21 protein-coding genes and 1 other RNA gene are annotated in these 26,371 nt (G+C 65.2%); 11 read left to right on the top strand and 11 right to left on the bottom strand.

Translation table 11 applies throughout. The annotated features are described in order from the left end of the window. Nucleotides 1-223 precede the first annotated feature (223 nt). The 4 genes from malE (at nucleotide 224) to malT (ending at nucleotide 6,786) form a co-directional block, all read left to right on the top strand. A complete protein-coding gene (malE, locus tag ACVRRC_RS20295; protein ID WP_045633478.1) occupies nucleotides 224-1,411 on the top strand; it encodes a maltose/maltodextrin ABC transporter substrate-binding protein MalE in 1,188 nt (395 codons plus the stop codon). A gap of 67 nt (nucleotides 1,412-1,478) precedes the next feature. Beyond that, nucleotides 1,479-3,044, top strand: coding sequence for a maltose ABC transporter permease MalF (malF, locus tag ACVRRC_RS20300; RefSeq protein ID WP_472997430.1), 1,566 nt, complete (start codon nucleotides 1,479-1,481; stop codon nucleotides 3,042-3,044). Between the two features lie 10 nt (nucleotides 3,045-3,054). Continuing rightward, nucleotides 3,055-3,945, top strand: a complete 891-nt coding sequence (gene malG / locus ACVRRC_RS20305) for a maltose ABC transporter permease MalG (RefSeq protein ID WP_003283570.1) — start codon at nucleotides 3,055-3,057, stop codon at nucleotides 3,943-3,945. Between the two features lie 93 nt (nucleotides 3,946-4,038). Further along, a complete protein-coding gene (gene malT / locus ACVRRC_RS20310; protein ID WP_472997432.1) occupies nucleotides 4,039-6,786 on the top strand; it encodes an HTH-type transcriptional regulator MalT in 2,748 nt (915 codons plus the stop codon). 3 nt (nucleotides 6,787-6,789) lie between these two features. Here malT and ACVRRC_RS20315 read toward each other — a convergent pair whose 3' ends face one another. Continuing rightward, nucleotides 6,790-7,413, bottom strand: coding sequence for a glutathione S-transferase family protein (locus ACVRRC_RS20315; protein WP_020306039.1), 624 nt, complete (start codon nucleotides 7,411-7,413; stop codon nucleotides 6,790-6,792). A 164-nt stretch (nucleotides 7,414-7,577) separates the two neighbouring features. On the opposite strand from ACVRRC_RS20315, the gene ACVRRC_RS20320 reads away from it, so the two are divergent. From ACVRRC_RS20320 to malK, 3 genes are all read left to right on the top strand, one after another. Then, nucleotides 7,578-8,126 (top strand): sugar O-acetyltransferase, encoded by a 549-nt coding sequence (locus ACVRRC_RS20320; protein WP_011914504.1) that lies wholly within the window; start codon nucleotides 7,578-7,580, stop codon nucleotides 8,124-8,126. Between the two features lie 147 nt (nucleotides 8,127-8,273). Beyond that, nucleotides 8,274-9,902: an alpha-glucosidase gene (locus tag ACVRRC_RS20325; RefSeq protein ID WP_017244392.1), complete on the top strand. Its 1,629-nt coding sequence runs from the start codon at nucleotides 8,274-8,276 to the stop codon at nucleotides 9,900-9,902. Nucleotides 9,903-9,978: 76 nt separating this feature from the next. Continuing rightward, a complete protein-coding gene (malK, locus tag ACVRRC_RS20330; protein ID WP_013983939.1) occupies nucleotides 9,979-11,094 on the top strand; it encodes a maltose/maltodextrin ABC transporter ATP-binding protein MalK in 1,116 nt (371 codons plus the stop codon). A gap of 75 nt (nucleotides 11,095-11,169) precedes the next feature. Here malK and ACVRRC_RS20335 read toward each other — a convergent pair whose 3' ends face one another. Next, on the bottom strand, nucleotides 11,170-13,401 hold the full coding sequence (locus tag ACVRRC_RS20335) for a hybrid sensor histidine kinase/response regulator (RefSeq protein ID WP_472997433.1): 2,232 nt from the start codon (nucleotides 13,399-13,401) through the stop codon (nucleotides 11,170-11,172). Nucleotides 13,402-13,567: 166 nt separating this feature from the next. Next, nucleotides 13,568-14,182, bottom strand: coding sequence for a LysE family translocator (locus tag ACVRRC_RS20340; RefSeq protein ID WP_472997434.1), 615 nt, complete (start codon nucleotides 14,180-14,182; stop codon nucleotides 13,568-13,570). A gap of 252 nt (nucleotides 14,183-14,434) precedes the next feature. Here ACVRRC_RS20340 and ACVRRC_RS20345 point away from each other — a divergent pair, with 252 nt between their 5' ends. Further along, nucleotides 14,435-14,890 carry an NUDIX hydrolase gene (locus ACVRRC_RS20345; RefSeq protein WP_472997435.1) on the top strand — a complete coding sequence of 152 codons (456 nt, stop codon included), beginning with the start codon at nucleotides 14,435-14,437 and terminating at the stop codon, nucleotides 14,888-14,890. Between the two features lie 167 nt (nucleotides 14,891-15,057). On the opposite strand, the gene ssrA is transcribed toward ACVRRC_RS20345, so the two are convergent. The 7 genes from ssrA to ACVRRC_RS20380 form a co-directional block, all read right to left on the bottom strand. Next, nucleotides 15,058-15,436, bottom strand: a transfer-messenger RNA (tmRNA) gene (gene ssrA / locus ACVRRC_RS20350). 131 nt (nucleotides 15,437-15,567) lie between these two features. Next, nucleotides 15,568-15,873: a hypothetical protein gene (locus ACVRRC_RS20355; protein ID WP_013983892.1), complete on the bottom strand. Its 306-nt coding sequence runs from the start codon at nucleotides 15,871-15,873 to the stop codon at nucleotides 15,568-15,570. A gap of 181 nt (nucleotides 15,874-16,054) precedes the next feature. Next, a complete protein-coding gene (locus ACVRRC_RS20360; protein ID WP_472997437.1) occupies nucleotides 16,055-18,907 on the bottom strand; it encodes an FAD-binding and (Fe-S)-binding domain-containing protein in 2,853 nt (950 codons plus the stop codon). Next, nucleotides 18,904-19,575 carry a LutC/YkgG family protein gene (locus tag ACVRRC_RS20365; protein WP_014597598.1) on the bottom strand — a complete coding sequence of 224 codons (672 nt, stop codon included), beginning with the start codon at nucleotides 19,573-19,575 and terminating at the stop codon, nucleotides 18,904-18,906. Before ACVRRC_RS20365 ends, ACVRRC_RS20360 begins: the two co-directional genes overlap by 4 nt. After that, nucleotides 19,572-21,032, bottom strand: coding sequence for a LutB/LldF family L-lactate oxidation iron-sulfur protein (locus tag ACVRRC_RS20370; RefSeq protein WP_011914398.1), 1,461 nt, complete (start codon nucleotides 21,030-21,032; stop codon nucleotides 19,572-19,574). Before ACVRRC_RS20370 ends, ACVRRC_RS20365 begins: the two co-directional genes overlap by 4 nt. Continuing rightward, complete coding sequence (locus ACVRRC_RS20375) at nucleotides 21,029-21,850, bottom strand: (Fe-S)-binding protein (RefSeq protein ID WP_013983889.1); 822 nt, start codon at nucleotides 21,848-21,850, stop codon at nucleotides 21,029-21,031. The genes ACVRRC_RS20370 and ACVRRC_RS20375 overlap by 4 nt, the downstream gene beginning before the upstream one ends. Nucleotides 21,851-22,104: 254 nt before the next feature. Then, nucleotides 22,105-23,799, bottom strand: coding sequence for an L-lactate permease (locus ACVRRC_RS20380; RefSeq protein WP_013983888.1), 1,695 nt, complete (start codon nucleotides 23,797-23,799; stop codon nucleotides 22,105-22,107). 269 nt (nucleotides 23,800-24,068) lie between these two features. Here ACVRRC_RS20380 and ACVRRC_RS20385 point away from each other — a divergent pair, with 269 nt between their 5' ends. Beyond that, nucleotides 24,069-24,860 (top strand): GntR family transcriptional regulator, encoded by a 792-nt coding sequence (locus tag ACVRRC_RS20385; RefSeq protein WP_472997438.1) that lies wholly within the window; start codon nucleotides 24,069-24,071, stop codon nucleotides 24,858-24,860. Nucleotides 24,861-24,912: 52 nt separating this feature from the next. On the opposite strand, the gene smpB is transcribed toward ACVRRC_RS20385, so the two are convergent. Then, nucleotides 24,913-25,395: an SsrA-binding protein SmpB gene (gene smpB / locus ACVRRC_RS20390; protein WP_011914394.1), complete on the bottom strand. Its 483-nt coding sequence runs from the start codon at nucleotides 25,393-25,395 to the stop codon at nucleotides 24,913-24,915. A 206-nt stretch (nucleotides 25,396-25,601) separates the two neighbouring features. Between smpB and ACVRRC_RS20395 the strand changes: the two genes are divergently transcribed. Then, the gene (locus ACVRRC_RS20395; RefSeq protein ID WP_011914393.1) at nucleotides 25,602-26,036 is read left to right on the top strand and encodes a type II toxin-antitoxin system RatA family toxin; all 435 of its coding nucleotides are present in this window, start codon (nucleotides 25,602-25,604) and stop codon (nucleotides 26,034-26,036) included. Further along, nucleotides 26,029-26,343 carry an RnfH family protein gene (locus tag ACVRRC_RS20400; protein ID WP_011914392.1) on the top strand — a complete coding sequence of 105 codons (315 nt, stop codon included), beginning with the start codon at nucleotides 26,029-26,031 and terminating at the stop codon, nucleotides 26,341-26,343. The genes ACVRRC_RS20395 and ACVRRC_RS20400 overlap by 8 nt, the downstream gene beginning before the upstream one ends. Nucleotides 26,344-26,371: the final 28 nt, after the last annotated feature.

Consider the following 26,371-nt stretch of genomic DNA (forward strand, 5'->3'; position numbering starts at 1 on the left):
ACATTTGACCGCGCGTTGCCGGCCAGGTATAGGCGTAAGCCTGAATCACCTGGCGTATTTCGCGCAGCTGAGCCGAACGATCTACGCCCCGCTTCTACGCCCTCGGTGCCCCCGAAGGGGAGGATGCAGATGGCGCGTCAGGTGCCGAGGATGGAACGACTGCCAGAGCCAAAGGCCGGCAGCGGGTGGAACAAAAAACAAGAAGCCACGAGGAACGCGAAGCATGAACACTAAATTCTGGTGTCTCGCCACCATTGGCCTGGCGGCCACCTTCAGCCTGCCGCTGCCGGCCCTGGCAGCGATCGAGGAAGGCAAGCTGGTCGTCTGGATCAACGGCGACAAGGGTTACAAGGGCCTGGCCGAGGTCGGTAAGCGGTTCACCGCTGAGACCGGCATCCCGGTCGAGGTGGCCCACCCGGACAGCGCCACCGACAAGTTCCAGCAGGCGGCGGCCACCGGCAACGGCCCGGACATCTTCATCTGGGCCCACGACCGTATCGGCGAGTGGGCCAAGAGCGGCCTGCTCACCCCGGTCACCCCCAGCGCCGAGACCAAGTCCGGTATCGCCGACTTCTCCTGGCAGGCGGTGACCTACGACAACAAACTGTGGGGCTACCCGATCTCGGTGGAAACCATCGGCCTGATCTACAACAAGGCCCTGGTCGATACTCCGCCCAAGAGCTTCGACGACGTCCTGGCGCTGAACGAGAAGCTCGCCGCCCAGGGCAAGCGCGCCATCCTCTGGGACTACAACAACACCTACTTCACCTGGCCGCTGCTGTCGGCCAAGGGCGGCTATGTGTTCGAGCAGACCGACGGCGGCTACAACGTCAAATCCACCGGGGTCAACAACGCCGGCGCCAAGGCCGGTGCACAGGTGCTGCGCGACTTGATCGACAAGGGCGTGATGCCCAAGGGTGCCGATTACAGCGTGGCCGAGGCAGCCTTCAACAAGGGTGACTCGGCGATGATGATCAGCGGCCCATGGGCCTGGTCGAACATCGAGAAGAGCGGCATCGATTTCGGGGTCGCGCCGATCCCCGCCATCGATGGCGAGGCGGGCAAGCCATTCGTCGGCGTCGCCGCCGCGCTGCTCAACGCCGCCAGCCCGAACAAGGACCTGGCCGTGGAGTTTCTCGAGAACTACCTGCTCGAGGTCGACGGCCTGAAGACTGTGAACGCCGACGTGCCGCTGGGTGCGGTGGCCAACACCGCCTACATGGAAGAGCTGTCGAGCAATCCGCACATCAAGGCGACCTTCGAGAACGCGCAGATGGGCGAGCCGATGCCCAACGTGCCGGAGATGGGCGCATTCTGGTCATCCATGGCCGCCGCGCTGACCAACATCACCTCCGGGCGACAGGACGTCGACGCCGCCCTGGACGATGCCGCCAAGCGCATCACCCGTTGAACCCGTCGCCGGCCGCCGCCTCGGGCGCGCCGGCGGACTATGCTCCGTTCTCAAAGGTTCCGCTCCCGTGAATGCCCGTGCCGAGTTGCCCAGCCCAGCCATGACCCGTACGACCTCCCGGGGCCTGCCCCGCTCCCTGACCAACGGCCTGCGCTGGCTGGCGTGGCTGACCTTCAACGCCTTTGCGCTGTACCTGGTGGTCGCGCTCTACGTGCAGGGGCAGATGGCCTTCGCCCTGCTCGGGCTGGTGGTGACCGGGATCGCCAGCTACCTGTTCATCAACCGGCGGATGTACGCGCAGCGCTACATCTTCCCGTCGGTGGCCGGGATGCTGGTGTTCGTCATCTTCCCGCTGCTGTACACGGTGGGCATCGGCTTCACCAACTACAGCGGCAGCAACCTGCTCAGCCAGGCCCAGGTGGAGCGCTACCACCTGAGCCAGACCTACCTGGCCGGCGAGCGCTTCCGTTTCACCCTGCATCCAAGCCCTGATGGCGAGCGTCTGCGCATCGACAAGGGCGAACTGGGTGTGTTCGTCAGCCCGCCGCTGACCGGCGAGCCGGACCCGCAGGCGCCGCTGACGCTGCAGCCGGCCGAGGGCGTCGAAGGGCTGGGCGAGGCGCTGCCGGTGCGCGGCGTCATCCAGCGGCGCAAGGCGCTGGAGCAATGGGTACTACAGGCACCGGACGGCAGCCTGCTGCGCTTGTACGGCCTGCGTGAGGTCGCCGCGGTGGAACCGGTCTACCGGCAGGACGGCCCCGGTGTGCTGGTCGACACCCGCAGCGGTGCACGCCTGACTGCCGACATGGAGCGCGGCTTCTATGTGGACGAGACGGGCAAGGCGGTGCCGCCGGGCTTCACCGTGTTCGCCGGCTTCGCCAACTTCACCCGGGTGCTGAGCGAGCCGAGCATCCGTGAACCCTTCGTGCAGATCTTCGCCTGGACCTTCGCCTTCGCCGGGCTCACCGTGGTCTTCACCCTCGCCGTGGGGCTGGTGCTGGCCAGCCTGCTGCAATGGGAACTGGTGCGCGGCAAGGCCTTTTACCGGCTGATGCTGATCCTGCCGTATGCGGTCCCTGGGTTCATTTCCATCCTGGTGTTCCGCGGGCTGTTCAACCAGAACTTCGGCGAGATCAACCTGCTGCTCGAGGGGTTGTTCGGCATCCGTCCGGACTGGTTCAGCGACCCGACCCTGGCACGCACGATGATCCTCATCGTCAACACCTGGCTCGGCTACCCCTACATGCTGCTGCTGTGCATGGGCCTGCTGCAGGCCATCCCGCGGGATCAGTACGAGGCCTCGGCGATCGATGGCGCCAGTCCGCTGGACAACCTGCTGCGCATTACCCTGCCGCAGCTGATCAAGCCGCTGATGCCGCTGTTGATCGCCTGCTTCGCCTTCAACTTCAACAACTTCGTGCTGATCACCCTGCTGACCCGTGGCGGCCCGGACATCATCGGCGCGACCACACCGGCGGGCACCACGGACCTGCTGGTCAGCTACACCTACCGCATCGCCTTCCAGGATTCCGGGCAGGACTTCGCCTTGGCCGCGGCCATCGCCACGATGATCTTCATCCTCGTCGGTGCCATGGCGCTGCTGAATCTCAAACTCTCGAAAGTGAAGGTATAAGGAGACGGTTATGGCCATGGTGCAACCGAAATCCGCGCGTTACCGGCTCTGGGCGACCCACGCGGCGCTGCTGGCCTTCGTCGCGGCAATCCTCTTCCCGCTGCTGATGGTGGTGTCGATCTCCTTTCGCGAGGGCAACTTCGCCACCGGCAGCCTGTTTCCCGAGAACCCGACACTGGAGCACTGGTCGCTGGCCCTCGGCATTCCTTACACCCACGAGGACGGCAGCGTGACGAACCCGCCGTTCCCGGTGCTGCTGTGGCTGTGGAACTCGGTGAAGATCGCCCTGGTCAGTTCGGCGCTGATCCTGCTCCTGTCGACCACCAGTGCCTACGCCTTCGCGCGCATGCGCTTCGGCGGCAAGGCGCCGATCCTCAAAGGCATGCTGATCTTCCAGATGTTCCCGCCGGTGCTCTCGCTGGTGGCGATCTATGCCCTGTTCGACCAGCTCGGCCAGCACGTCAGCTGGCTCGGGGTGAACAGCCACGGCGCGGTGATCGTCGCCTCGCTGGGCGGCATGGCGCTGCACATCTGGACCATCAAGGGCTACTTCGAAAGCATCGACGCCTCGCTGGAGGAGGCTGCCATCGTCGATGGGGCGACCACCTGGCAGGCGTTCTTCCATATCCTGCTGCCGATGAGCGTGCCGATCCTGGCGGTGGTGTTCATCCTCGCCTTCATCACCAGCGTCACCGAATACCCCATCGCCTCGGTGCTGCTGATGGACGTGGACAAGCTCACCCTCTCGGTCGGCGCGCAGCAGTACCTCTACCCGCAGAACTACCTGTGGGGCGACTTCGCCGCCGCCGCGGTACTCTCCGGCCTGCCCATCACCGCCGTGTTCCTCTACTGCCAGAAGTGGATCGTCGGTGGCCTGACCGCCGGCGGGGTGAAGGGCTGACCACCTGAGTTAAACGAGGCGCGGAACCGGGGAGCGGGAGCGGTGCGAACCGGTGCGCCAGACCACGACAAGAACAAGAACAGGGAACCGTCCATGAATGCCGCGATGCCACCACTGCTGCCATTGATCCCCACCAAGCTGGCGATTCCCATGTTGCCGCCGGGCCTGCTCGAACGGCCGCGCCTGGACGAGTGGCAGCAGCGCCTGCCGCAGGTGCGCCTGGCGGTGCTGCATGCCGCCAGCGGTTTCGGCAAAACCACCTTGGCGGCGCAGTGGGCGCGGGCCTTCGATGGGCGTATCGCCTGGTTCCAGCTGCATGCCAGCGACAACCTGGGGCTGCAGTTCGGTCGCTACCTGTCCCAGGCGCTGGACCGCCAGCTGGACGCCGGCTGTCCTCTGTCCGTGGCGCTGGCCGAGCAGGGCCGGGTATCGCTGGACGCGTTGTTCACCCAGTTGCTGGCCGAGCTGCCGGACGAGCACGAGGCCATCCTGATCGTGCTCGACGAGTTCGAGGTGCTGAATGACGCCGAGCTGATCGCCGGCCTGCGCTTCTTCCTGCGCCACATGCCGAGCTGGATGACCCTGCTGGTGTGCAGCCGACGCCTGCCCGAACTGGGTGTCGCCGAGCTGCGGGTCAAGCACCAGCTGCTGTTGCTCGACGCGCGCCAGCTGGCCTTCGAGGATGACGAGGTACAGGCGCTGCTGGAACTGGGTGTGCCGGCAAGCATCAACCGCGAGCAGGTCGAGCGTCTCAACCGCCGCATCGGTGGCTGGCCCTGCGCGCTGCAGCTGGCCCTGCAGGAGGTGCAGACCAGCCGCGGCATGGACCTGTTCCTGGAGAACCTGCAGCTCGGCCACCCGGACATCCGCGACTACATGCGCGAACAGGTGATCGAGGGGTTGCCCGAGGACCTGCGCGGTTTTCTCGAGGCGACCTGCCTGCTCGATCGCTTCGACGCCGCCCTGGCCGATCGCCTGACCGAAGCCTGTCACGGCCGCGAGATGCTCGAACGGCTCGAGCGTGGCGGCCTGTTCATCCAGCCGCTGGACAGCCTGCGCCGCTGGTACAGCTATCACCCGCTGTTCGCCGTCTTCCTGCAGGGCGAGCTGCGCACCCACCAGCCGCAGCGGGTCAACCAGCTGCACCTGCGTGCGGCCTCCGCGCTGTTGGCCGAGAACATGCCCGAGGAAGCCGCGCGCCATGCCGTGCAGGCCGGCGACCCGCAGCAGGTCGACGAGATGCTGCAGCGCCACGGCCGGGCGTTCTATCGCCAGGGTCGTCTCGGGTTGCTGCAACAGTGCCTGGAAACCCTGCCGGAGCCGGTGATCGCCGGCTCGCCGCTGCTCACCCTGCTGCAGGCCTGGGTGTCGCAGAACTCCTATCAGTTCGATCATGTCGAGCGCTGGTTCAAGGCCGGCGAGCTGGCGCTGCAGCGCAGCTGCTCGGAGCAGGACTGGGCGCGTATCGTCTGCGAGTTCAATGCCGTACGCGCGCAGGTGGCGATGAACCAGGGCGACGAGCAGCGCGCCATCGCCCTGGCGCGGGAGGCGTTGACCCGCGAGCCGCTGATCATGCGCACCTCACGGGTAGCGGCGATGTCGGGCCTGGCCGAGGCGCATTTCGTCCAGGGCGAACTTCCGCAGGCGCAGAAACAGTACGAGGAAGCCGAGCGCCGCGCGCGGGAGATCAATGCCTCGCACCTGGTGGTCTGGAGTCTCGGGCAGCTGTCGGAAATCGCCATCGCCCAGGGGCATCTGCAGAAGGCCTATACCCTGCAGGAGCGCGCCATCCAGTACATCGAGCAGCAGAACCTGCAGGCCACGCCCATCGTCGAGTTCATCTACCGGGTGCGCGGCCAGGTGCTGCTGGAGTGGCACCAGCTGGACGCTGCCGAGCAGTGCGCGCTGCAGGGTATCCAGATACTCGACGAACTGGACGACCCACGCTGGCGCCTGCAGAGTTACGCGCTGCTGGCCGGCGTCGCCTACGCCCGCGGCCAGCAGCACGCCTGTGCCGACTACATCGCCCAGTTGCAGACGATGCTCGCCGACGACCGCTACCACATCGACTGGCTGGCCAATGCCCACGCGATCATGCTCGCCTACTGGGACTCCAGCCAGGATCGCGAGGCGATCCGCCAGTGGCTGCTCAGTGCGCCGCCGGTGTGCGGCGGCGCCAACCATTTCGCCCAGCTCAATGCACGCAATCACGCCCGTGCCCACCTGGCGCTGGGGCAGCTGGAGCGCGCTCTGCCGATCCTGCGCCAGCTGCTGACCGATGCCGAGCGCCACGGCCTGATCATGGACCGCAACCGCAACCATATCCTCCTGGCGCAGCTGCACTGGTTGCGCGAGGAGCGCCAGCAGGCACTGGACCACCTGCAGCGGGCCATGACCCTGGCCAGCGGCAGTGGCGCGATCGGCAGCTTCCTGCGCGTCGGCAAGCCGATCATCGGCATGCTCAAGTGCCTGCTGCACGAGCGCACCCTCGATGAAGCCGAGGCCCAGCGCGCCGCGCGCTTGATCCAGCTGGCGCAGCAGCAGCGCGATTTCAGCCGCGCCATTCGCATCACGCTGGACGAGGCGGTGATCCAGGACATCATCAACCGCCCCGACGTGCCCGAGCTGATCCGCCGTTCGCCGCTGACCCGGCGCGAATGGCAGGTGCTGAGCCTGATCCACGCCGGGCAGTCCAACGAGCAGATCGCCGATCACCTCAACGTCGCGCCGACCACCATCAAGACGCACATCCGCAGCCTCTACCAGAAACTCAACATCACCCACCGCAGCGAGGCCGTGCAGCTGGCGCGCGACCTGTTGAGCAAGATTCAGGGCGACTAGCGCTCAGCCCGTCCACTGTGTCTGAGCGAAGGCGGGCAGGGTGTTGGCGCGCTGTGACGCTGCGGCCAGGTGGGGGAATGCGCCGTCCGGCGCCAGCGTGTCGGGCAGGGTGAGGCGGGCGAAGTCATAGGCGACCACCGCGCTGATATCCACCTGGCTCATGCGTTCGCCCAGCAAGGGCCGCTCGCCGCGCTCGGCCTGGCGTGCGTCCAGCAAGGCCAGCGCGCCACGCGCCTGGTCTTCGCAATGGCGGTACCAATCGTCCCACACCAGTCCTTCCGGCCGACGATCGCGTTCGTAGTACGCCGCCACGGTTTTCTCGCAGGCACCGACGGCGAAGGCCAGCAGGTTCATCGCCTCGCTGCGCTCGGCACCGGACAGCGGCAGCAGCGCTCGCTCGGCGCCCGCCTGCTGATCGAAATGGTCGAGGATGGCGTTGCTGTCGATCAGCACCCGGCCATCGTCCAGCACCAAGGCGGGCACTCGACCCAGCGGCGAGTACTCGCGGATCTTCAGACTATCCGTCAGAACGCTGAGGGGCTCGTTGGTGAACGGTATATCCAGTAGATGCAGGCTGACGCCGACGCGGCGGACGAATGGCGACATGTAGCGACCGATCAGTTTCACGGGCAGTGCTCCGGACGGGGAGAGGTGCAACAACCCTAGTCGAGCCCGGCGTTTAATGCGAAGGCGCGACCGTCGATCGTCTCATCCGCTCGCGGCCGTCAGGGAGGAGGAAGGCGCGGCGGGCGCTGTGGCACCCTCGGGCTTTCAGCGAAGGAGGCGTTGCCATGGCGATGAGCGAGAAACAGAAGATGCTGGCGGGCGAGCTGTACCACCCAGGCGACCCGGAAATCCTCGCCGACCAGGCGGCGGCCAAGGCCTGGATGGTGCGCTACAACGCAGCGCTGGCAGCCTCGCCGGACGAGCGCCGGGCGCTGCTGGCCGAGCGGCTGGCCTCGGTCGGTGCCGGCGCGGTGATCCGTCCGCCGTTCCACTGCGACTACGGCTACAACATCCACCTGGGCGAAGGCGCCTTTCTCAATTTCAACTGTGTGATTCTCGATGTGGTCGAGGTGCACATCGGTGCCGGCGCGCAGATCGGGCCGGCGGTGCAGCTCTACACCGCCGACCATCCACGTGACCCCGAGGCGCGTCGTTCGGGCGTGGAGTTCGGTCGGCCGATCCATATCGGTCGCAACGTCTGGGTCGGTGGCGGGGCGATCATCCTCCCGGGTGTGACGGTGGGCGACGATGCGGTGATCGGTGCCGGCAGCGTGGTCACCCGCGACGTGCCGGCCGGCGCCACCGTGGTCGGCAACCCGGCGCGGGTGCGCTGACCGGCTCGCTGGGCCGCTCTACGCCCTCGCTCGGCAGGCCAGCTACGCCCGCCTGTTACGCCTGCGCCCGCCCGCCGCCGGAGGATGTTGCGACCGCTTGCCGCACCTAGAGTGGCCCCGTCTTCACGCTCACTCAAGGTACGTGGTATGTCCGAGCAACTTCAGAACTGGTGGCGCGGCGGGGTGATCTATCAGGTCTACCCGCGCAGCTTCTTCGACAGCAACGGCGATGGCGTGGGCGACCTGCCCGGCGTGCTGCACAAGCTGGACTACATCGCCAGCCTCAACGTCGACGCCATCTGGCTGTCGCCCTTCTTCACCTCGCCGATGAAGGATTTCGGCTACGACGTGGCTGACTACCGCGGCGTCGACCCGCTGTTCGGCACGCTGGATGATTTCGTCCGGCTGGTGGAAGCCTGCCACGAGCGCGGCATGCGCGTGCTGATCGATCAGGTGCTCAACCATTCCTCGGACCAGCACCCCTGGTTCGTGGAGAGCCGCTCCAGCCGCGACAACGACAAGGCTGACTGGTACGTCTGGGCCGACCCCAAGCCGGACGGCACCGTGCCGAACAACTGGCTCTCGGTTTTCGGCGGCCCCGCGTGGAGCTGGGACAGCCGGCGCCGGCAGTACTACCTGCACAATTTCCTATCCAGCCAGCCGGACCTGAATTTCCACTGCCCGGCCGTGCAGGATCAGTTGCTCGATGACATGGAGTTCTGGCTCAAGCTCGGCGTGGACGGCTTCCGCCTGGACGCCGCCAACTTCTACTTCCACGACCTCGAGTTGCGCGACAACCCGCCGAACCTGGAGATCCGCGAGGGCAGTATCGGCGTGCGCGTGGACAACCCCTACGCTTACCAGCGGCACATCTACGACAAGACCCGTCCGGAAAATCTGGCCTTCCTGCGCCGCCTGCGCGCCCTGCTGCAGCGTTACCCCGGCGCTTCGTCGGTGGCCGAGATCGGCTGCGACGAATCCCTGCGCACCATGGCCGCCTACACCAGTGGCGGCGACACCCTGCACATGGCCTATTCCTTCGACCTGCTGACCGAGCAGTGCAGCCCGGCCTATATCCGCCGCACGGTGGAGGGCATCGAGCGCGAGCTGGCCGATGGCTGGTCGTGCTGGTCCATGGGCAACCACGATGTGGTGCGGGTGATGACCCGCTGGGCGCTCGACGGCCGGCCCGATCCGGAGCGCGGCCGCGTGCTGATGGCGTTGCTGCTGTCCCTGCGCGGCAGCGTCTGCCTCTATCAGGGCGAGGAGCTGGGTCTGCCGGAGGCGGAACTGCGCTATGAAGATCTGGTCGATCCGTACGGCATCACCTTCTGGCCGGAATTCAAGGGCCGCGACGGCTGCCGCACGCCGATGCCCTGGGAGAGCGAGGCGCATCACGCCGGCTTCACTGGCAGCCAGCCGTGGCTGCCGGTGGACGACTCGCACCGCTCGCTGTCGGTGGCCGCGCAGGATGCCGACCCGCATTCGATGCTCAACTGCTATCGGCGCTTCCTCGGCTGGCGGCGCGAGCAGCGCCTGCTGATCGAGGGCGACATCCGCATGGTCTACCATGACGACGCCCTGCTGGTATTCGAGCGCCGGCTGGGCGAGGAAGCCTGGTTGTGCCTGTTCAACCTCGGCGACCTGCCACGCAGCTACGAGCTGCCGGCACAGGCGGTGCCGCTGGTGGACGTGCCGGCGAGTTTCGCCGAGTACGATGACCACTGGGCGCGGTTGCCGGCGCACGGCTTCGGCTACGCGCGGCTGGCGCGGTAGGGAGCCGGCAGCGGCGGGGCGGCCCGCCGCTGCGAACGAACGAAGTGCATGGCGACATCTACGGAGAACAACAACGATGGCCAGTGTCACGCTGCGCGACATCTGCAAGAGTTACGACGGTACGCCCATTACCCGGCATATCGACCTGGATATCGAAGACGGTGAGTTCGTCGTCTTCGTCGGCCCCTCCGGCTGCGGCAAGTCCACCCTGCTGCGGCTGATCGCCGGGCTCGAGGACATCACCTCCGGTGACCTGTTCATCGACAACCAGCGCGTCAACGACCTGCCCCCCAAGGACCGTTCGGTGGGCATGGTGTTCCAGTCCTACGCGCTCTATCCGCACATGACAGTGGCCGAGAACATGGCCTTCGGCCTCAAGCTTGCCAGTGTCGAGAAACGCGAGATCGCGCGTCGCGTCGAGGCGGCCGCGGCGATCCTGCAGTTGGACAAGCTGCTCGAGCGCAAGCCCAAGGACCTCTCCGGCGGTCAGCGCCAGCGTGTCGCCATCGGCCGCACCATGGTCCGCGAGCCGAAGGTTTTCCTGTTCGACGAACCATTGTCGAACCTCGATGCCTTCCTCCGCGTGCAGATGCGCATCGAGATCGCCCGCCTGCACCAGCGCATCCGCTCCACCATGATCTACGTGACCCACGATCAGGTCGAAGCCATGACCCTGGCCGACAAGATCGTCGTGCTCAACGCCGGCGAGATTGCCCAGGTCGGTCAGCCGCTGCACCTTTATCACTACCCGCAGAACCGCTTCGTTGCCGGCTTCCTCGGCTCGCCGCAGATGAACTTCGTCGACGTGAGGGCCATCTCCGCCAGCCCCGAGGCCGTCACCATCGAACTGCCCAGCGGCTTCCCGCTGACCCTGCCGGTGGACGGCAGCGCGGTGAGCCCCGGCGACCCGCTCACCCTGGGCATTCGCCCGGAGCACTTCGTCATGCCTGATCAGGCCGATTTCACCTTCCATGGCCAGATCACCGTGGCCGAGCGCCTGGGCCAGTACAACCTGCTGCACCTCACCCTTGAACGTCTGCAGGATGTGATCACCCTCTGCGTCGACGGCAACCTGCGCGTCACCGAGGGCGAGACCTTCGCCGCCGGCCTCAAGGCCGACAAGTGCCACCTGTTCCGCGAGAACGGCGAGGCGTGCACCCGGCACTATCGGGAGCCGGCCATCTACGGGTAAGCGGCTGCGGCAGGGCGGAGCGACGGAGGGAGGGGAGCGAACCGACCCTCTCACGCGTGGCGCCTGCCCGGGCGCTCACGGCGCGGCGGGAGGCGCGGGCGTATTCGAGTCGAGGATTTCCGACAGGGTCTCGGCCAGGGCCTGATGGCTGAACGGTTTCGCCAGCACCCTGACCGCCGGCTCGGTGGCAATCCGCGTGGTGTATCCCGATGCGAGGATGATCGGGATCGTTGGATAGAGCCGCTGCACTTCTTCGGCGAGGCCGACACCGTCCAACCGCCCAGGCATGACTACGTCCGACAGGAGGATGTCGATGGCTGGCTGACGCCGGTCGGCCAGCCTCGCCAGCGCGTCATCCGCCGAAGGTGCTTCGTCGACCTGATAACCCAGCTCATCGAGCATCGCGACCATCGCTTCGCGCACTTCGGCGTCATCATCGACCACCAGCACCCGTGCCGGGCGGCCGGCCCGCACGGACGCCTCCTGATCCTCCGGTATGGCGCAGACAGCCTGTTCCATGCGCGGCAGCAGCAAGGACACGCGGGTTCCCTTGCCGAGCTCGCTCTGGATCGACACCGTCCCGCCGGATTGGCGGGCGAAACCATAGACCTGGGCCAGGCCCAGGCCAGTCCCTTCACCGACCGGCTTGGTGGTGAAGAACGGCTCGAACACGTGAGCCTGGACTTCCGGGCTCATGCCGCAGCCGGAATCCTCCACATCCACGCACAGGAAGGGACCAGCTGCCAGACCGAACGGATTGTCCTGCACCAGAGTGAGCTGATGCAGGGCGATGACCAGCGGGCCGCCTTCCGGCATCGCATCACGGGCGTTGATCGCAAGGTTGAGGAGGGCCAGCTCGCACTGCACCGGATCGAGGACCGTCGGCCAGGCCCCTTCTGGCAGCTCCAGCGTCAGCGTCACGCGGTTGGGAAGGGCGCCGGTCAGCAGCTCGTGCATGCCGATGATCAACACGCGCAGGTCGACCTGTTCGGCGTCGGCAGTGCGGCTTCTGCTGAAGGTCATCAGATGCCGTGTGAGGCGAGTGGCCCGCCGGGCGGACCGCTGGCAGCCCTCGATGGCACGCCTGGCGCGCGGATGCGAGGTCAGCATTTCGGCCAGCTGCAGGCCCATGGTCATGCTTTGCAGCAGGTTGTTGAACTCGTGGGAAATCCCCGCCGTCAGGTTGCCCAGCGCTTCGAGCTTCTGCCCCTGGAGCAGGGCCTGATGGGAGCGCTCGGCCTGGGCGACCGCCTCCTTGACCCTGTGAGCCATCTCCCGGCTGGAGCGATGGATCGTCACGCTGGCCTGGGCCATCACCTGCGCGGTACGGTCGGTTTCATCCATTCCCGTGCTGGGCGGGTCGAATACCTCGCCTCGCGCCAGCGCGCTGGACGCATCATCGAGCTGCGCAAGCGGTCGGGTGATGGTTCGACCGACCGCGATCGCCAGCACGACCGCCAACGCCAGCACGACCAGAATACCCAGCACCACGGTCCCCAGCGGCGCAAGCACGCTGGCCAGCAGGTCGTTGCGGGGGATGGCGATCAGCGCCGTCCAACCGGAGGCCGGTGCATGGCTGAAGAACGTCGTTACCGGCACGTCGTCCCGAGTGATGGACTGCACCTTGCCGTCGACGCCTGCAGCGGCCTGCAGTTGGCTGACGAAATCGGGGCTGGCGCGCTTGCCGATGTGCTTGTCCGGATCGCGGGTGCGCGCGACGACGGTTTGGTTCTGATCCAGGATCACCCCGAGCCACTTCTGCGGCAGCGCCTGTTGCTCCAGCAGCGCACCGATGCCTGCAACCGGAAAGTCCATCGTCAGGTAGTAAACGACCTCGCCGCCGCGGATCACCGGGTGGCGGATGGCGATGCTCTGCGCCCCCGTCACCGGATCGCGGAACGCCGGGCTGACGTCGGCCTGCGTGGTGGTTATGAAGGTTCGAAAGTCCGGCAGGCTTGGCAGGGGTGCGCCAAACGGATGATCCGTGTCAGCCAAGGGGGTGCCTTGCGGATCGTAGATCACCACGCTGGCGCCCACCGCATGTTCGGTCTGCTGAAGGCGCTCGTGGAAGGTCCGCACGTCACCTTTGACGATCGTTGGGGACGCCGCGAGCGTCGAGACGATGGTGGCATACCGACTCAGCTCGCGATCGACGGCCAGCGCGACGGCTCGCGAAACTTCCTTCATGCCCTGATCGACTTGCGCCGATTGCGCACGATAGACCGCATAGGTGCCATACAGCGCAAACGCGAATGCCGGGGCTATAACGGCAATGACCAGCCAAACCAGACGGGAGCGAATCGACACGGCGCAAGGGTTCCTGATGGAAGCGCAACGCTTGGAGCGCTGGGCGTGCCGCAGCATAACTCAGGTCACGCAGAAGAAGCGCGGGCCGGCCTCATCGCCGACGATCGAGGCGCTGGCCCAGGGTTTCGGACTGCTGTACTCGGTCGGCTTCAGCCGCCCCGGGCGTTCATCGGTCGGCCAGCGCCAGGTTTGCACCGAGTCCGGCAAAGGACGCCGCAAACCCGCGACGGAGCCAGGCCTGAACCTGCTGCGACTCGACGACCGCCTTGCGAAAAGCATGGGCCAGCAAGCCGTAGATGGCAAAGATGACAAAGGTCATCAGCATGAAGGTCGCGCTGAGCCCGAGCAGTTGCGCAAGCTCGTCACCGGCGCCGGGCCGGACGAACTGCGGCAGGAAGGCCAGAAAGAAGATGGTCAGTTTCGGGTTCAGCAGATTGACCAGCAGCGCCTTGGCAACCAGCGATCGAATGTCGAGTGTCGCACCATCACCACCCACCGCCAGCGCGGAACGATCACGCCAGGTCGCGTAAGCGAGATAGAGCAGGTACGCGGCACCGACATAGCGCAGCGTCTCGAAAACCAGCGCACTGGAATGCAGGATGGCAGCGACGCCAAGAATGGTCGCCAACAGATGCGGCAGAATCCCGAGCGTACAGGCCAGCGCGGCCAGGATGCCGGCGCGACGCCCATGCACCAGTGCCGTCGATACCGTGTAGATCACACCCGCGCCAGGTATCAGCACGACGACCAGGCAGGTAACCAGATACTCGAGGCTGGGCATGGGGACTCCTTGCTATGGGGCGGCTGGAATGAACCAGCATAGAGCATCCATCGAGACTATCCGGGCCGGGCGCTGATCGAACTGCGTATGGGCTGAATTAACACGCCCCGAGAGGCTGGCTGCGGTCGCGTGTCTACGGGTTGGGGCGGGCCAGTCCGAGCGCCATTCTGCGGGGGCCGCGACACGCTCGCGCGCTGATCCGGACCTCTGGGTAACCTACGCCACAACGTGCCAATTTACTGCGAGGAAACAATGGAAGTCAGAAGGTGCTCTCGACTGGTCATAGCGGATGCCGATGGGCGGCTGCTGCTTTTTTTCTACAAGGACGAACATCAACCGCCGTTCTGGGCGACCGCTGGCGGAGAACTGAAGCCGGGCGAAAGCTACACCGACGCAGCTGCACGAGAGCTGCATGAAGAGACCGGCCTTACGCGTCCAATCGGCAAGCTGCTAAAGGAACGAGACGAGGTCTATGCCGTGGCACGCTCGACGCCGGCGCGTTGGTTGGAAAAGTACTTCCTCGTAGAGTGCCCGGCGAACACTAGCGTGTTCGCTGCAAAATGGACCGAAGAAGAGCAGGGCACGATCCAGAGATGGAAGTGGTGGAGCCTGCGCGAGATGCAAGATGAGGCGCCATCTTCGTTCAAGCCTGAGTGGCTACCTGAACTTCTCGGCGCCATTCTGCGGGAGCGTCAACGCAACGGCTGACCGGGCTGTGTTCTTCTGACTGCCGGCAATGGGCGATTCCGCGGCGCCACCGAAATACCGTTGCCCAAGAAAACGGGCAAGAGATGTTTGCCAGGACCCGCGGCCATCTTCCGACACCACAAAGAAAAAGCCCCGAGAGTCTTGAGATTCTCGGGGCTTTGTTTGTTTGGTGGAGCCGGGGGGATTTGAACCCCCGTCCGCCAGCTCTCCGCTATTGGTTCTACATGCTTAGCCAGATCTACTGAGTTAACTCCGCGCCGCCCGATTGGCAGGGTGCTTGGAGCGAGCTGTATGAGTTTTAGCCGTTACGTCTACAGCGAACTTGGCGGCGATCCTGTTCTATCTGACGGTCATTTCGGGTTTACAGGCATCCCCTAGTGACCGCTGGAGCCGAAGCTACCAGATGAAGGTTAGGCGGCTAGCGCGTACCCTTCGTAGTTGTCGTCGTTGGCAACTATAGGTTTGCAACAGTTTATTTACGAGTTCTGTTACCAACTCGGCATGCCCCTCAAGTTTCGTTACCGGCGTCGAATCCTAATCGGCCCCTGGTGCAGCTTGTGGTGCTGGGCGCAAGTGTACGGAGATCTTTACGGCGTGTCGATCACTTTTTAATCATGCTGGTTAGAAAATGATCAGCTGCAGCGGCAGGATCGCAGGTACGATCCCGCCGCCTTGGCTCAGTTGCCGCCGCCCGAGCCGGAGCCGGCGGTGCCGCCGCTGCCGGAGCTGCCTGGGCCCTTGAGTTCTTGCAGGGCCTTGGTGGAATGGGCGATGCAGGCTTCGGTGTCGCCGGACTGCTGTGCCTGGCGGGCCTGTTGGACATACTCCTCGACTTTGCTCTTGGCCGGCTCACCCAGGGTCGCGGTGTTGGTGGCCATGTTGTCGTCGATTTCCTGCAGGTTGGTCTGGCACAGATCCTGTTGTGCGAAGACGGCGGGGCTGGCTAGCAGTACCGCGGATGCGAGCAGTGCATGAACTTTCATTGTGGGTCCTCCAGTCTTGTGGACTTCCCGGGCCTGCCTGAGAACTGCTGAAACGGCGGCGCCGAGTCGAATCGAACCCGTCAGGGGCTCTAAAAATCCGACTGCGATTGCGCATGAGCGTTCATCGAAGCGACACAAACGAAACGGCCCCGCTCCGCTGAGCGGGGCCGTAACGCTGGTGCTAGAGCGGTTGGTCGGCAGTTTTACGACGCGTTACACGGTCAACCAGATAGACCAGGCCGTGATAGTCGATCTCGCCATGACGTGACAGGCCGATCTCGCAGGTGCGGCTGGTGGAGATGCCTTCCTCGCAGATCTGCACGGCGTTCTTCAGGCTGCGCAGTGCGTGCTCGTTCAGTTCCGGCGTGGTGAAGCCCTTGTCGCCAGCGAAGCCGCAGCAGTGGATGCCTTCCGGAATGACCACCTCGTTTGCGCAGCGGCGGGCGATATCGATCAGCGCCTGCGCCTCGCCCAGATGCTGGGTGCTGCACGTGACATGCACGGCGATCGGCTTGTCCTGCGGGACGAATTCCAGCTTGTCGAGCAGATGCGTGCGGATGAAGCGCACCGGGTCGTACATGTCGAGGCGTTGATCGGTCAGGCCCTGGACCAGGCGCAGGGTGCAGGGGCTGGTGTCGCAGTAGATCGGGTCGAGCCCGCCGCGACTGGCCTTGAGCAGCGCGTCGAGCATTTCCTGGCGCTTGCGCTCGCCCTGTTCGGCATAGCCCTTGGAGGCGAACGGCTGGCCACAGCAAAGGTCGTTCAACTGTTCGGGGAAGATCACCTGGTAGCCGGCCTTTTCCAGCAGGCTGCGGGTCTTGTCGAGCAGCGGCTCCTGTTCCTGATCGCGTGCCGCCGGGCCCATTGCACGGGAAACGCAGGCGGCCAGATAGACCACGCGTGGACGCTCGTCCTGCACGGCTGGTTTGGGCAGATGCAGGCGTTGCAGCGGCTGCGGTGTCGCAGGGGTCCACTGCGGCACGCGGCCCTTGCTGGCGTTGGTCATGGTCGCAGACAGCTTGGCCAGGCGCTTGGTGCCGAGAATGATGTGCGCACCATTGGCGGCATGCAGCATGAACCGGGTGCCCTGCACGGCGGTGGAGAAATGATCGGCCAGCCAGTTGGCGGTTCCTGTTTTGCTCGCTTCGCGTCCGCGCAGCTTGCGCACCAGGTCGCCGGTGTTGATGCCGACCGGGCAGCGCTGGGCGCAGAGGCCGGTCGCGGCGCAGGTCTCGACGCCGTGGTAGTGGTAGAGCCGTTCGATTTCCGTGGTGTCGACACCGGCGCGCTTGCGCGCCTGGATATCGCGCCAGATGACGATACGCTGGCGCGGCGTCAGGGTCAGCCCGTTGGATGGGCAGACCGGCTCGCAGAAGCCGCACTCGATGCACTTGTCGACGATCTCGTCGGCGGCGGGCATCGGCTTGAGGTTCTTCAGGTGGATGTCCGGGTCTTCGGAGAGCACCACGTCCGGATTGAGGATGCCGCTGGGGTCGAGCAGGCGCTTGATCTTCCACATCAGCGCGTAGGCCTCGCTGCCCCATTCCAGCTCGACGAAGGGCGCCATGTTGCGCCCGGTGCCGTGCTCGGCCTTGAGCGCGCCGCCGAACTCGACAGCCACCAGCTGCGCCACTTCGCCCATGAAGGCTTCGTAACGGGCGACCTGCGCCGGATCATCGAAGCCCTGGGTGAAGACGAAGTGCAGGTTGCCCTCCAGCGCGTGGCCGAAGAGGATCGCCTCGTCGTAGCGGTGCTTGTCGAGCAATTCGATCAGCCGGTTGACGCCCTCGGCCAGGCGCTCGACCGGGAAGGTCACGTCCTCGATGATCACCGTGGTGCCGGTCTGGCGCACGGCGCCGACCGCCGGGAAGGTGTCCTTGCGGATCTTCCACAGCTGGTTGTAGACCACCGGGTCTTCGCTGAAGTCGACCTGCTTTTCCACCGGGAAGTGCGCGATGGAGGTCATGATCAGGTTGATCTGCTCGTGCAGCAGCGACTGACTGGCGGCGCGCGATTCGATCAAGAGTGCGCAGGCAGTCGGCGACAGTTCCTTCACCCACTCGGGCATGCCGGCCTTGTGCTCGACCGAGCGCAGGCTGCGGCGGTCGAGCAGCTCCACCGCGGACACCGGTTGCTGCTTGAGCACCGGTACGGCGAGGCAGCAGGTTTCCACGTCGGGGAACACCACCAGCGCGCTGGCCTTGTGCGGATGGTCCGGTACGGTGTCGTAGGTCACTGCGCTGATGAAGCCCAGCGTGCCTTCGGAACCGACCATCAGGTGGTTGAGGATGTCCAGCGGCTCGTCGTAGTCGACCAGCGCATTGAGCGAAAAACCGGTGGTGTTCTTCAGCCGGTACTTGTGGCGGATCTTCGTGGCCAGTTCGGTATTGGCGCGGGTTTCGCGACCCAGCTCGGCCAGCTGCTCGAGCAGGGCGGCGTGGCTCTGGCGAAACGCGGCAACGCTGGCGGCATCCTCGCTGTCGACCACGGTGCCATCGGCCAGTACCACGCGCAGCCCGGCGAGGGTCTTGTAGGTGTTCTGCGCCGTACCGCAGCACATGCCGCTGGAATTGTTGGCGACGATGCCGCCGATCTTCGCGGCATTGATCGAGGCCGGATCAGGGCCGATCTTGCGCTGAAAAGGTGCCAGCACGGCGTTGGCGTTGGCGCCGATGACGCCTGGCTGCAGGCGGATCTGCTCGCCGCCGTTGCGAATCTCGCGGCCGTTCCAGTTGTCGCCGAGCACGATCAGCACCGAGTCGCTGATCGCCTGGCCGGACAGGCTGGTGCCGGCGGCGCGGAAAGTCACCGGGACGTTTTCCGCGTGGGCCAGCTTGAGCAGGGCGATCACCTCGGCTTCGGATTCGACGCGCACCACCAGCTTGGGGATCAGCCGGTAAAAGCTGGCGTCGGTGCCGAAGGCGAGGGTGGAAAGCGGGTCGTCAAAGCGGCGCTCGGCAGGGATCAGCCGCTCGACCTCGGCGAGGAACGCCGCCGGCAGCGGAGTGCGTTCCAGGGGCATGGCGGCGTTCATGCGTCCTCCAGGATCAGCACGATCAGATCCTTCGGCCCGTGGGCGCCATAGGCCAGCACCTGCTCGATGTCGGCGGTCTTCGATGGGCCGGAAACCAGCAGCGCATTGGTCGGCATGCCGGCGGCCCACTGGAACTTCTGTTGGATTTCGTAGAAGTTGTCGTGAATTTCGCTGGCCTTGAGGATGGCGAAATGCACCGGCGGCACCAGGCTCATCAGGCGCGGCTCCTCGCGGGTCGGCCACATGATCAGACTGCCGGTGGAGGCGATGGCGCCGAGGGTGCCGGTGAGGCTCGCCGGGGTGTCGTTGAACAGCTCTTCCTTCCACTCCTCGACTGGGCGATCGTAGGCCTTCAGCGCCGGCAGGCCTTCACGGCCGGCGCAATGCGCGGTGAAGCGCTGGCCGTACGGCGTGGTCGGGGCGATCAGCAGGCTCGGCAGCTGACGGTCGTGCAGCAGCTGCTCGAGCAGGGCGGGCCAACCGGCGTCGGTGGTCAGGTGGATTTCGGTGTGCACCGCTTCCATCAGCTGACGCAGACGAGCGATACGCTGTTCCGGCGCGTAGCTCCAGGGCTGGGTGACCAGCGACGCGTCGTAGTCATCGACCACCGGCGTGGTGCCTTCCAGGCTTTTCTTCAGCTTGGCGAGGATATTGGCCTTGGCGCTCATCGCTTGCCCTCCAGGTGCTCGCGAGCCAGCTCGTGCAGCGAGCGGGCGGCAGGTTTCGGTGCGCTGTGGTTCTGCGTCCAGGGGCCGATGTTCGATGGCGTCAGGCCGCGCAGGCGTGTGGCGAAGAAGCCGAATACGCGGTACAGCGTCGGGCTGGTGTTGAGCAGGCGCCAGCCGGCCCAGATCAGCCGCTCCTTGCGAGAGTACTTGCTGCCCTGGCCGCGCATGACCTTGTGCGGGTCGTCCGGTGCCTTGACGTTTTCCTCACGCAGGCGCCGCAGGATGGTCGGAATCGGAATCTTCACCGGGCAGACTTCGCCGCAGGCGCCACACAGCGACGAGGCGCTGGGGTGGTCCGGCACCTTGTCCAGACCGACCATGTGCGGAGTGATGATCTTGCCGATCGGCCCGGGATAGACCTCGCCGTAAGTGTGGCCGCCGACGCGGGTGTACACCGGGCAGTGGTTCATGCAGGCGCCGCAACGGATGCAGTTGAGCGTCTGACGCAGCTCGCTGTCGGCGAAGGCCTGGCTGCGGCCGTTGTCCAGCAGGATCAGGTGCACTTCCTGCGGACCGTCCAGCTCATGCGCCTTGCGCGGGCCGGAGATCATGTTGACGTAGGTAGTGATGGGCTGGCCCAGCGCGGAGCGGGTCAGCAAGGAGAGCAGCGGGACCACGTCGCGCAGATTCTCCACCACCTTCTCGATACCGGTGACGGCGATGTGCACCGGTGGCACTGTGGTGCTCATGCGGCCGTTGCCTTCGTTTTCCACCAGCAGCAGGGTGCCGGTTTCGGCTACCGCGAAGTTCACACCGGAGACGCCGATATCGGCCTCGAAGAATTTCTGCCGCAGCGTACGGCGGCCGATCTGGATGAGCTGGTCGACATCCTTGGTGTATTCCACGCCGAGCTTGTCATGGAACAGCGAGGCGACCTGGCCGGCATTCTTGTGGATCGCCGGCATGATGATGTGGGACGGCTTTTCGTGGTCGAGCTGGACGATGTACTCGCCCATGTCCGATTCCAGGCTCTCGATCCCGTGGCCTTCGAGGAAATGGTTCATCTCCATTTCTTCGCTGACCATCGATTTGCCCTTGATCACCTGTTTCGCCTGTCGTGCCTGGGCGATCGCGAGGACGATGTTGTTGGCCTCCTCGACCGTCTCCGCCCAGTGCACTTTCACACCGTTGCGGGTCAGGTTGGCTTCCAGTCGCTCGAGCAGTTCGGGCAGCTTGGACAAGGCGCGGGCGCGGATATGGTTGCCCATCTCGCGCAGGCGCTCGCGCTCGTCGGCATCGCTGAAGGCCGCGGCGCGCTTGGTCATCAGCGAATCCATGGCGGTGCGGAAGTTGCGTCGCAGCTGGTCGTCCTTCAGGGACTTACGGGCGCGGGCGCGGAAGTCCGGGTCGCCGGCGTTCTCGATCTGGATCGCTGGGATGCGCTGTTCGGCGTTCATCGGGCACCTCCGGTGCGTTGCCAGAGGAAGCTCGCCAGATGCTGGCCGCGCAGGGATTCGCGCTGCTTTTCCAGCGAGCCGTTGATGTTCATCAGGCAGCCACAGTCGGCGCTGACCACCTGATGCGCGCCGGATTCCTTCAGCGCACGGGTCTTGTCCAGCACCATGGCGCCGGAGATGTCGGGCATGCGCACGCTGAAGGTGCCACCGAACCCGCAGCATTCGCTCTCGTGATCGTGCTCGACACGCTCGACCTGGCCCAGCTGGGCGAGCAGGGCGCGGCCGTGCAGGTGCGTGTTCATCTCGCGGCGGGCCGAGCAGGACGTATGCAGGGCCACTTTGGTCGGTGTGCCGGCATCCTTGAACTCGACCTTGCAGACGTTGAGCAGGAACTCGGCCAGCTCGAAGGTGCGCTCGGCCAGCGCCTGGGCCTGCTTCAGCGTGGCCGGCTCGTCCTTGAACAGCTCAAGGTAATGGTGGCGCAGCATCCCGGCGCAGGAGCCGGAGGGCACCACCACCGGCCAGTCGTTGGCGAACAGCTCCAGCTGCGCGCGGGCGACCTTGCGCGCCTCGTCGGTATAGCCGGTGGTGTAGGCCGGTTGACCGCAGCAGGTCTGGCCCTGCGGATAGTGCACGGTCAGTCCTTCGCGCTCGAGCAGGCGGATGGCATCCAGGCCAGCCTCGGGATAGAACAGATCCACCACGCAGGTACCGAACAGGTAGACCTGGCTCGGCTTGGCTGGATACTCGCGTGGCTTGGGCAGCGGCGGCGCGACGCGGGTGGCGTTCGGCGCGGCATTGTAGAAGAGTTCGCTCATCGGCTTGGTCTCCGGGTCGGCCCGGTTATCCGCAAACAGGCTTTTGAAAAACTAACTGCGTTGGCAATACGTCGTTAAAGCAGCCTCAGAACGCTCATTCAGGAAATCTAAACTCCCATGCGAGCCCAGTCCTTTTTCTTTGGCTGCGTTTGCCTCGTCTTGCCTGCCCCGCCTACGTTTTCCAATAGCACTGTCAAGTGCGGTTTCTGGAATGCAACCGTGCCCCCAGCGGGGGCACGGTCTGTTTCTGTCGTTTACACCCCGACCAGCGGGTCGGTGACGCCCAGCACGTAGATGGCGATCAGGCCGATCACCCCGGTGAAGAGCACATAGTACAGCGTAGGCCATACGGTCTTGCGCAACGTGGAGCCTTCGCGGCCGAGCAGGCCGACGGTGGCGGAGGCGGCGACCACGTTGTGGATCGCGACCATGTTGCCCGCCGCGGCACCGACCGCCTGGGTGGCGACGACCATCGCGCCGGAAATCCCCAGGGACTGTGCGACACCGAACTGGAACTGGCTGAACATCATGTTGCTGACGGTGTTGGAGCCGGCCAGGAAGGCGCCCAGTGCGCCGACCGATGGCGCCAGCAGCGGGTAGATACCGCCTACGCTGTCCGCGACATAGCGCGCCATGACGATCGGCATGCTGGCCAGTTCGGCGCCGTTGACGCCGGAGTTGATCAGGATGCGCACCATCGGCACGGTGAACAGCAGAACGAATCCGGCGCTCAGCAGTACGCTGCTGGACTCCTTCACCGCTGCCTTGAGTTCGGCGGCACGCATGCCGTGCAGGAAGAAGGTGATCAGCACCACTGCGACGAGAATGCCGCCGGGCAGGTACAGCGGCTCGATGCCCGCGTTGATGCCGGCCTCACCGAGGATGTTGGCGAAGGCAACGGAGACCGATTTCAGCGCGGCGCCCACCTGCGGGAACACGCGGCTGATCACCAGCAGCGCGCCGACCAGTACGTAGGGCAGCCAGGCACGGAATGCGCTCATCGGGCGAGCGGCGATGTCGTCCAGCTTCATCTCGATGGTGCCCAGCCATTCGGCCGGCCATTCCTTGGCGTCGGCGAAGTCCCAGGTGGTCTTCGGCGTCAGGAACTTGAAGCGTGCCGCGGTGGTGACGATCGCCAGGCCTACCAGGCCGCCGAGCAGCGACGGGAATTCCGGGCCGAGGAAGATGCCGGTGGCGGCATAGGGCAGGGTGAAGGCCAGACCGGCGAAGATCGCGAACGGCAGCACTTCGAAGCCGGCTTTCCAGCTTTTCTCCTTGCCGAAGAAGCGCGTCAGCATCAGCACCATGACCAGCGGCATGACGGTGCCGACGATGGCATGGGTGATCGCTACGCTGCTGGTGATCTGCTGCAGGAAGATGCTCCAGCTGGAACCCTGGGCGGTCAGTTGCGCGCCGATGGTGGCGGTGTCCAGGCCGCTGTTGATGCCCACCACGATCGGGGTGCCGACGGCGCCGAAGGAAACCGGCGTACTCTGTACCAGCATGCCGAGCAGCACCGCGGCCATTGCCGGAAAGCCGACCGCGACCAGCAGCGGTGCAGCGATTGCCGCCGGAGTGCCGAAGCCGGAGGCACCTTCGATGAAGCAACCGAACAGCCAGGCGATGATGATGGCCTGGATGCGGCGGTCGGGGCTGATGGTTGTGAAGCCGGCGCGGATGGCGGTGATGCCGCCGGAGTGCTTCAGCGTGTTCAGCAGCAGGATCGCGCCGAAGATGATCCACAACAGACCGAGCGTGATCACCAGGCCCTGCAGCGTGGATGCGATGATCCGGTTGAAGCTCATGTCCCAGACGAACAGGCCGATGGCCGCGGTGAACAGGTAGACCAGCGGCATGGCGCGGCTGGCGGGCCAGCGCAGGCCGATCAGCATCACGGCCGCGAGCAGAATGGGAGTGAAAGCGAAAAGTGCGAGCAATCCGTTGGACATGTCAGGCGTCCCCTACGGTTCGATTCAGATGGGGCCCTGAGCGGACCGTGGAATAGTTGTTGTGCACAGATCTCATGCTGAGTCCTCTTATTGTTAGCTGCTTCTGTAAAGTGGTAAGACCAATTAACAGAAGCGAATGGCCAGCGTAAGAGCTGCGTCTGGGAGCGTCAATCAGGCGGGCATAGACTTTGGTCGCAGCCGACGGCCTTGTGTGGCTTTGGGCCGACGGCTAGCATTCTCCGACTGGTAAGACCATTTCTGAGGTGGGTATGGACATGGGCATGGTGCGTCAGCGGCGGCTGGCCGACGACATCGTCGCGCAGTTGGAAACCATGATTCTGGAGGGCACCCTCAAGGCCGGTGAGCGACTGCCGGCCGAACGGGTGCTGGCCGAGCGCTTCGGGGTGTCGCGCCCCTCTCTGCGCGAGGCGATCCAGAAGCTTGCGGCCAAGGGCCTGCTGATCAGTCGGCACGGTGGCGGCACCTTCGTCGCCGAGTCGCTGGGCTCCACCTTCAGCGACCCGTTGCTGCACCTGCTGGAAAACAACAGCGATGCCCAGCGCGACCTGCTGGAGTTCCGGCATACCCTGGAGGGCAGCTGCGCGTACTATGCGGCGCTGCGTGCAACCGAGGTGGATCAGAAGCGACTCACGGAGGCCTTCTCGGCACTGCAGGATTGCTACGCCCGTGAGGGCAAGGTGACTCGCGCGGAAGAGGGCGCGGCTGATGCGCAGTTCCACCTGGCGATTGCCGAGGCCAGTCACAACGCGGTTTTGCTGCACACCATTCGCGGCCTATTCGATCTGCTCAAGCGCAACGTGGTGACCAATATCGGCGGCATGTACGCCCTGCGCGACGAGACCCGCGACATGCTGATGAGCCAGCATCGCGAGCTGTACGAGGCGATCATGGCGCGGCGTGCGGTGGAGGCGCGCGACGTCATCCATCGGCACATCAACTATGTGCAGGAGGTGCTTGCCGAAGGCCAGCAGGAAGCCCAGCGGCTGGCGCGCGCGCAGCGCCGGCAGGAGAGAGTGGGGGCATCGCAAAAGGCGGGGTGATGGGTGCTGCGGGGTTGGCGGGCGAGGCGGTGGGCGCTCCGCCCGGAGCTGATCAGTCGTCCTTGCCCTTGGTACGCATGGCGCGCTGGATTTCCCGATCGGAATCGCGTTCTTTCTCGGTGTGACGCTTGTCGAATTCCTTCTTGCCCTTGGCCAGGGCGATCTCGCACTTGATCATGTGCTTCTTCCAGTACAGCGACAGCGCTACGCAGGCATAGCCCTTCTGCTGCACGGCGCCGAACAGCTTGCCCAGCTCGCGCTTGTTCAGCAGCAGCTTGCGGGTACGGGTCGGGTCGGCGATGACATGGGTGCTGGCGCTCGTCAGCGGGGTGATGTGCGCGCCCATCAGCCAGGCTTCGCCATCCTTGAGCAGCACGTAGCTGTCCACCAGCTGCGCCTTGCCGGCGCGCAGGCTTTTCACTTCCCAGCCGGCAAGGACGAGGCCGGCCTCGAACTTCTGCTCGATGAAGTAATCGTGTAGCGCTTTCTTGTTCAGCGCGATGGTCCCGGGGGACTGCTTCTTCTGTTTGGCCATAGGGGCGGCATTATAGGGAGTCCCGTTGCGGCTGGCGACAACCTGCAGGAGCGTTGGCGGCAGAAACTTGAGGGGCAGCCGTTAATCCCCGACAATGTGCCCCGCTTTGCGCTGAGCGGCTTCGGCAAAGGTCGAAGTCGTGGTCGCGGGCTGGCTGCGCCGACGTTCGGATGGCGCGCAATGAAACGACGACGTAGAAGGTCCGCATGACGACGCACATTCAACGTTCCGCGCTGCTGCCTTACCCCGCGCACGCGCTGTTCGACATGGTCAACGACGTAGCCAGCTATCCGCAGTTCCTGCCCTGGTGCTCTGCGACCGAGGTGCTCTCCAGCAGCGAGACCGAGATGCACGCCAGCATGACGGTGGCCAAGGCCGGGCTCAGCCAGCGGTTCATGACGCGCAATGCGTTGGAAGTCGGCAAGCGCATCGAAATGACATTGGAAGAAGGGCCGTTCAGTCACCTGCACGGCATCTGGGAGTTCAAGGCGCTGGGCGAGAAGGCCTGCAAGATCAGCCTCGATCTGACCTTCGATTACGCCGGGCCGCTGGTCAAGGCGACGCTTGGTCCGCTGTTCAATCAGGCCGCCAATACCCTGGTGGACGCCTTTTGCGAGCGAGCGAAACAGCTCTATGGATAAGTCATCGATTGCCGTCGAAGTGGTGTATGCGCTGGCCGACAAGCAGAAGCTGCTGCAGATGACCGTGCCAGCCGGCACTACCGTCCGCGAGGCCGCGCTGCGTTCCGGGCTGGATGCGCATTTTCCCGGTCTCGATCTCGCCAGCGCGCCGTTGGGAATCTTCGGCAAGGCCGTGCCCAAGCCTGAAGAGCGCGTGCTGGAAGAGGGCGAGCGCGTCGAGATCTACCGACCGCTGATCGCCGATCCGAAGGAAGTCCGCAAGCAGCGTGCGGCGAAAGCGGCGAAGAACAAGGCAGAGGATGCTTGAACGCTAGATAGCAAAACGCCCGGACTCG

The organism is Stutzerimonas sp. LR2, from assembly GCF_055755175.1.

What these genes read in the sequence shown, in the direction of transcription:
- malE (WP_045633478.1), top strand. Translation starts at nt 224, where the DNA reads ATGAACACTAAATTCTGGTGTCTCGCCACCATTGGCCTGGCGGCCACC.
- malG (WP_003283570.1), top strand. Translation starts at nt 3,055, where the DNA reads ATGGCCATGGTGCAACCGAAATCCGCGCGTTACCGGCTCTGGGCGACC.
- malT (WP_472997432.1), top strand. Translation starts at nt 4,039, where the DNA reads ATGAATGCCGCGATGCCACCACTGCTGCCATTGATCCCCACCAAGCTG.
- ACVRRC_RS20320 (WP_011914504.1), top strand. Translation starts at nt 7,578, where the DNA reads ATGGCGATGAGCGAGAAACAGAAGATGCTGGCGGGCGAGCTGTACCAC.
- ACVRRC_RS20325 (WP_017244392.1), top strand. Translation starts at nt 8,274, where the DNA reads ATGTCCGAGCAACTTCAGAACTGGTGGCGCGGCGGGGTGATCTATCAG.
- malK (WP_013983939.1), top strand. Translation starts at nt 9,979, where the DNA reads ATGGCCAGTGTCACGCTGCGCGACATCTGCAAGAGTTACGACGGTACG.
- ACVRRC_RS20340 (WP_472997434.1), bottom strand. Translation starts at nt 14,182, where the DNA reads ATGCCCAGCCTCGAGTATCTGGTTACCTGCCTGGTCGTCGTGCTGATA.
- ACVRRC_RS20345 (WP_472997435.1), top strand. Translation starts at nt 14,435, where the DNA reads ATGGAAGTCAGAAGGTGCTCTCGACTGGTCATAGCGGATGCCGATGGG.
- ACVRRC_RS20355 (WP_013983892.1), bottom strand. Translation starts at nt 15,873, where the DNA reads ATGAAAGTTCATGCACTGCTCGCATCCGCGGTACTGCTAGCCAGCCCC.
- ACVRRC_RS20360 (WP_472997437.1), bottom strand. Translation starts at nt 18,907, where the DNA reads ATGAACGCCGCCATGCCCCTGGAACGCACTCCGCTGCCGGCGGCGTTC.
- ACVRRC_RS20365 (WP_014597598.1), bottom strand. Translation starts at nt 19,575, where the DNA reads ATGAGCGCCAAGGCCAATATCCTCGCCAAGCTGAAGAAAAGCCTGGAA.
- ACVRRC_RS20370 (WP_011914398.1), bottom strand. Translation starts at nt 21,032, where the DNA reads ATGAACGCCGAACAGCGCATCCCAGCGATCCAGATCGAGAACGCCGGC.
- ACVRRC_RS20375 (WP_013983889.1), bottom strand. Translation starts at nt 21,850, where the DNA reads ATGAGCGAACTCTTCTACAATGCCGCGCCGAACGCCACCCGCGTCGCG.
- ACVRRC_RS20380 (WP_013983888.1), bottom strand. Translation starts at nt 23,799, where the DNA reads ATGTCCAACGGATTGCTCGCACTTTTCGCTTTCACTCCCATTCTGCTC.
- ACVRRC_RS20385 (WP_472997438.1), top strand. Translation starts at nt 24,069, where the DNA reads ATGGACATGGGCATGGTGCGTCAGCGGCGGCTGGCCGACGACATCGTC.
- smpB (WP_011914394.1), bottom strand. Translation starts at nt 25,395, where the DNA reads ATGGCCAAACAGAAGAAGCAGTCCCCCGGGACCATCGCGCTGAACAAG.
- ACVRRC_RS20395 (WP_011914393.1), top strand. Translation starts at nt 25,602, where the DNA reads ATGACGACGCACATTCAACGTTCCGCGCTGCTGCCTTACCCCGCGCAC.
- ACVRRC_RS20400 (WP_011914392.1), top strand. Translation starts at nt 26,029, where the DNA reads ATGGATAAGTCATCGATTGCCGTCGAAGTGGTGTATGCGCTGGCCGAC.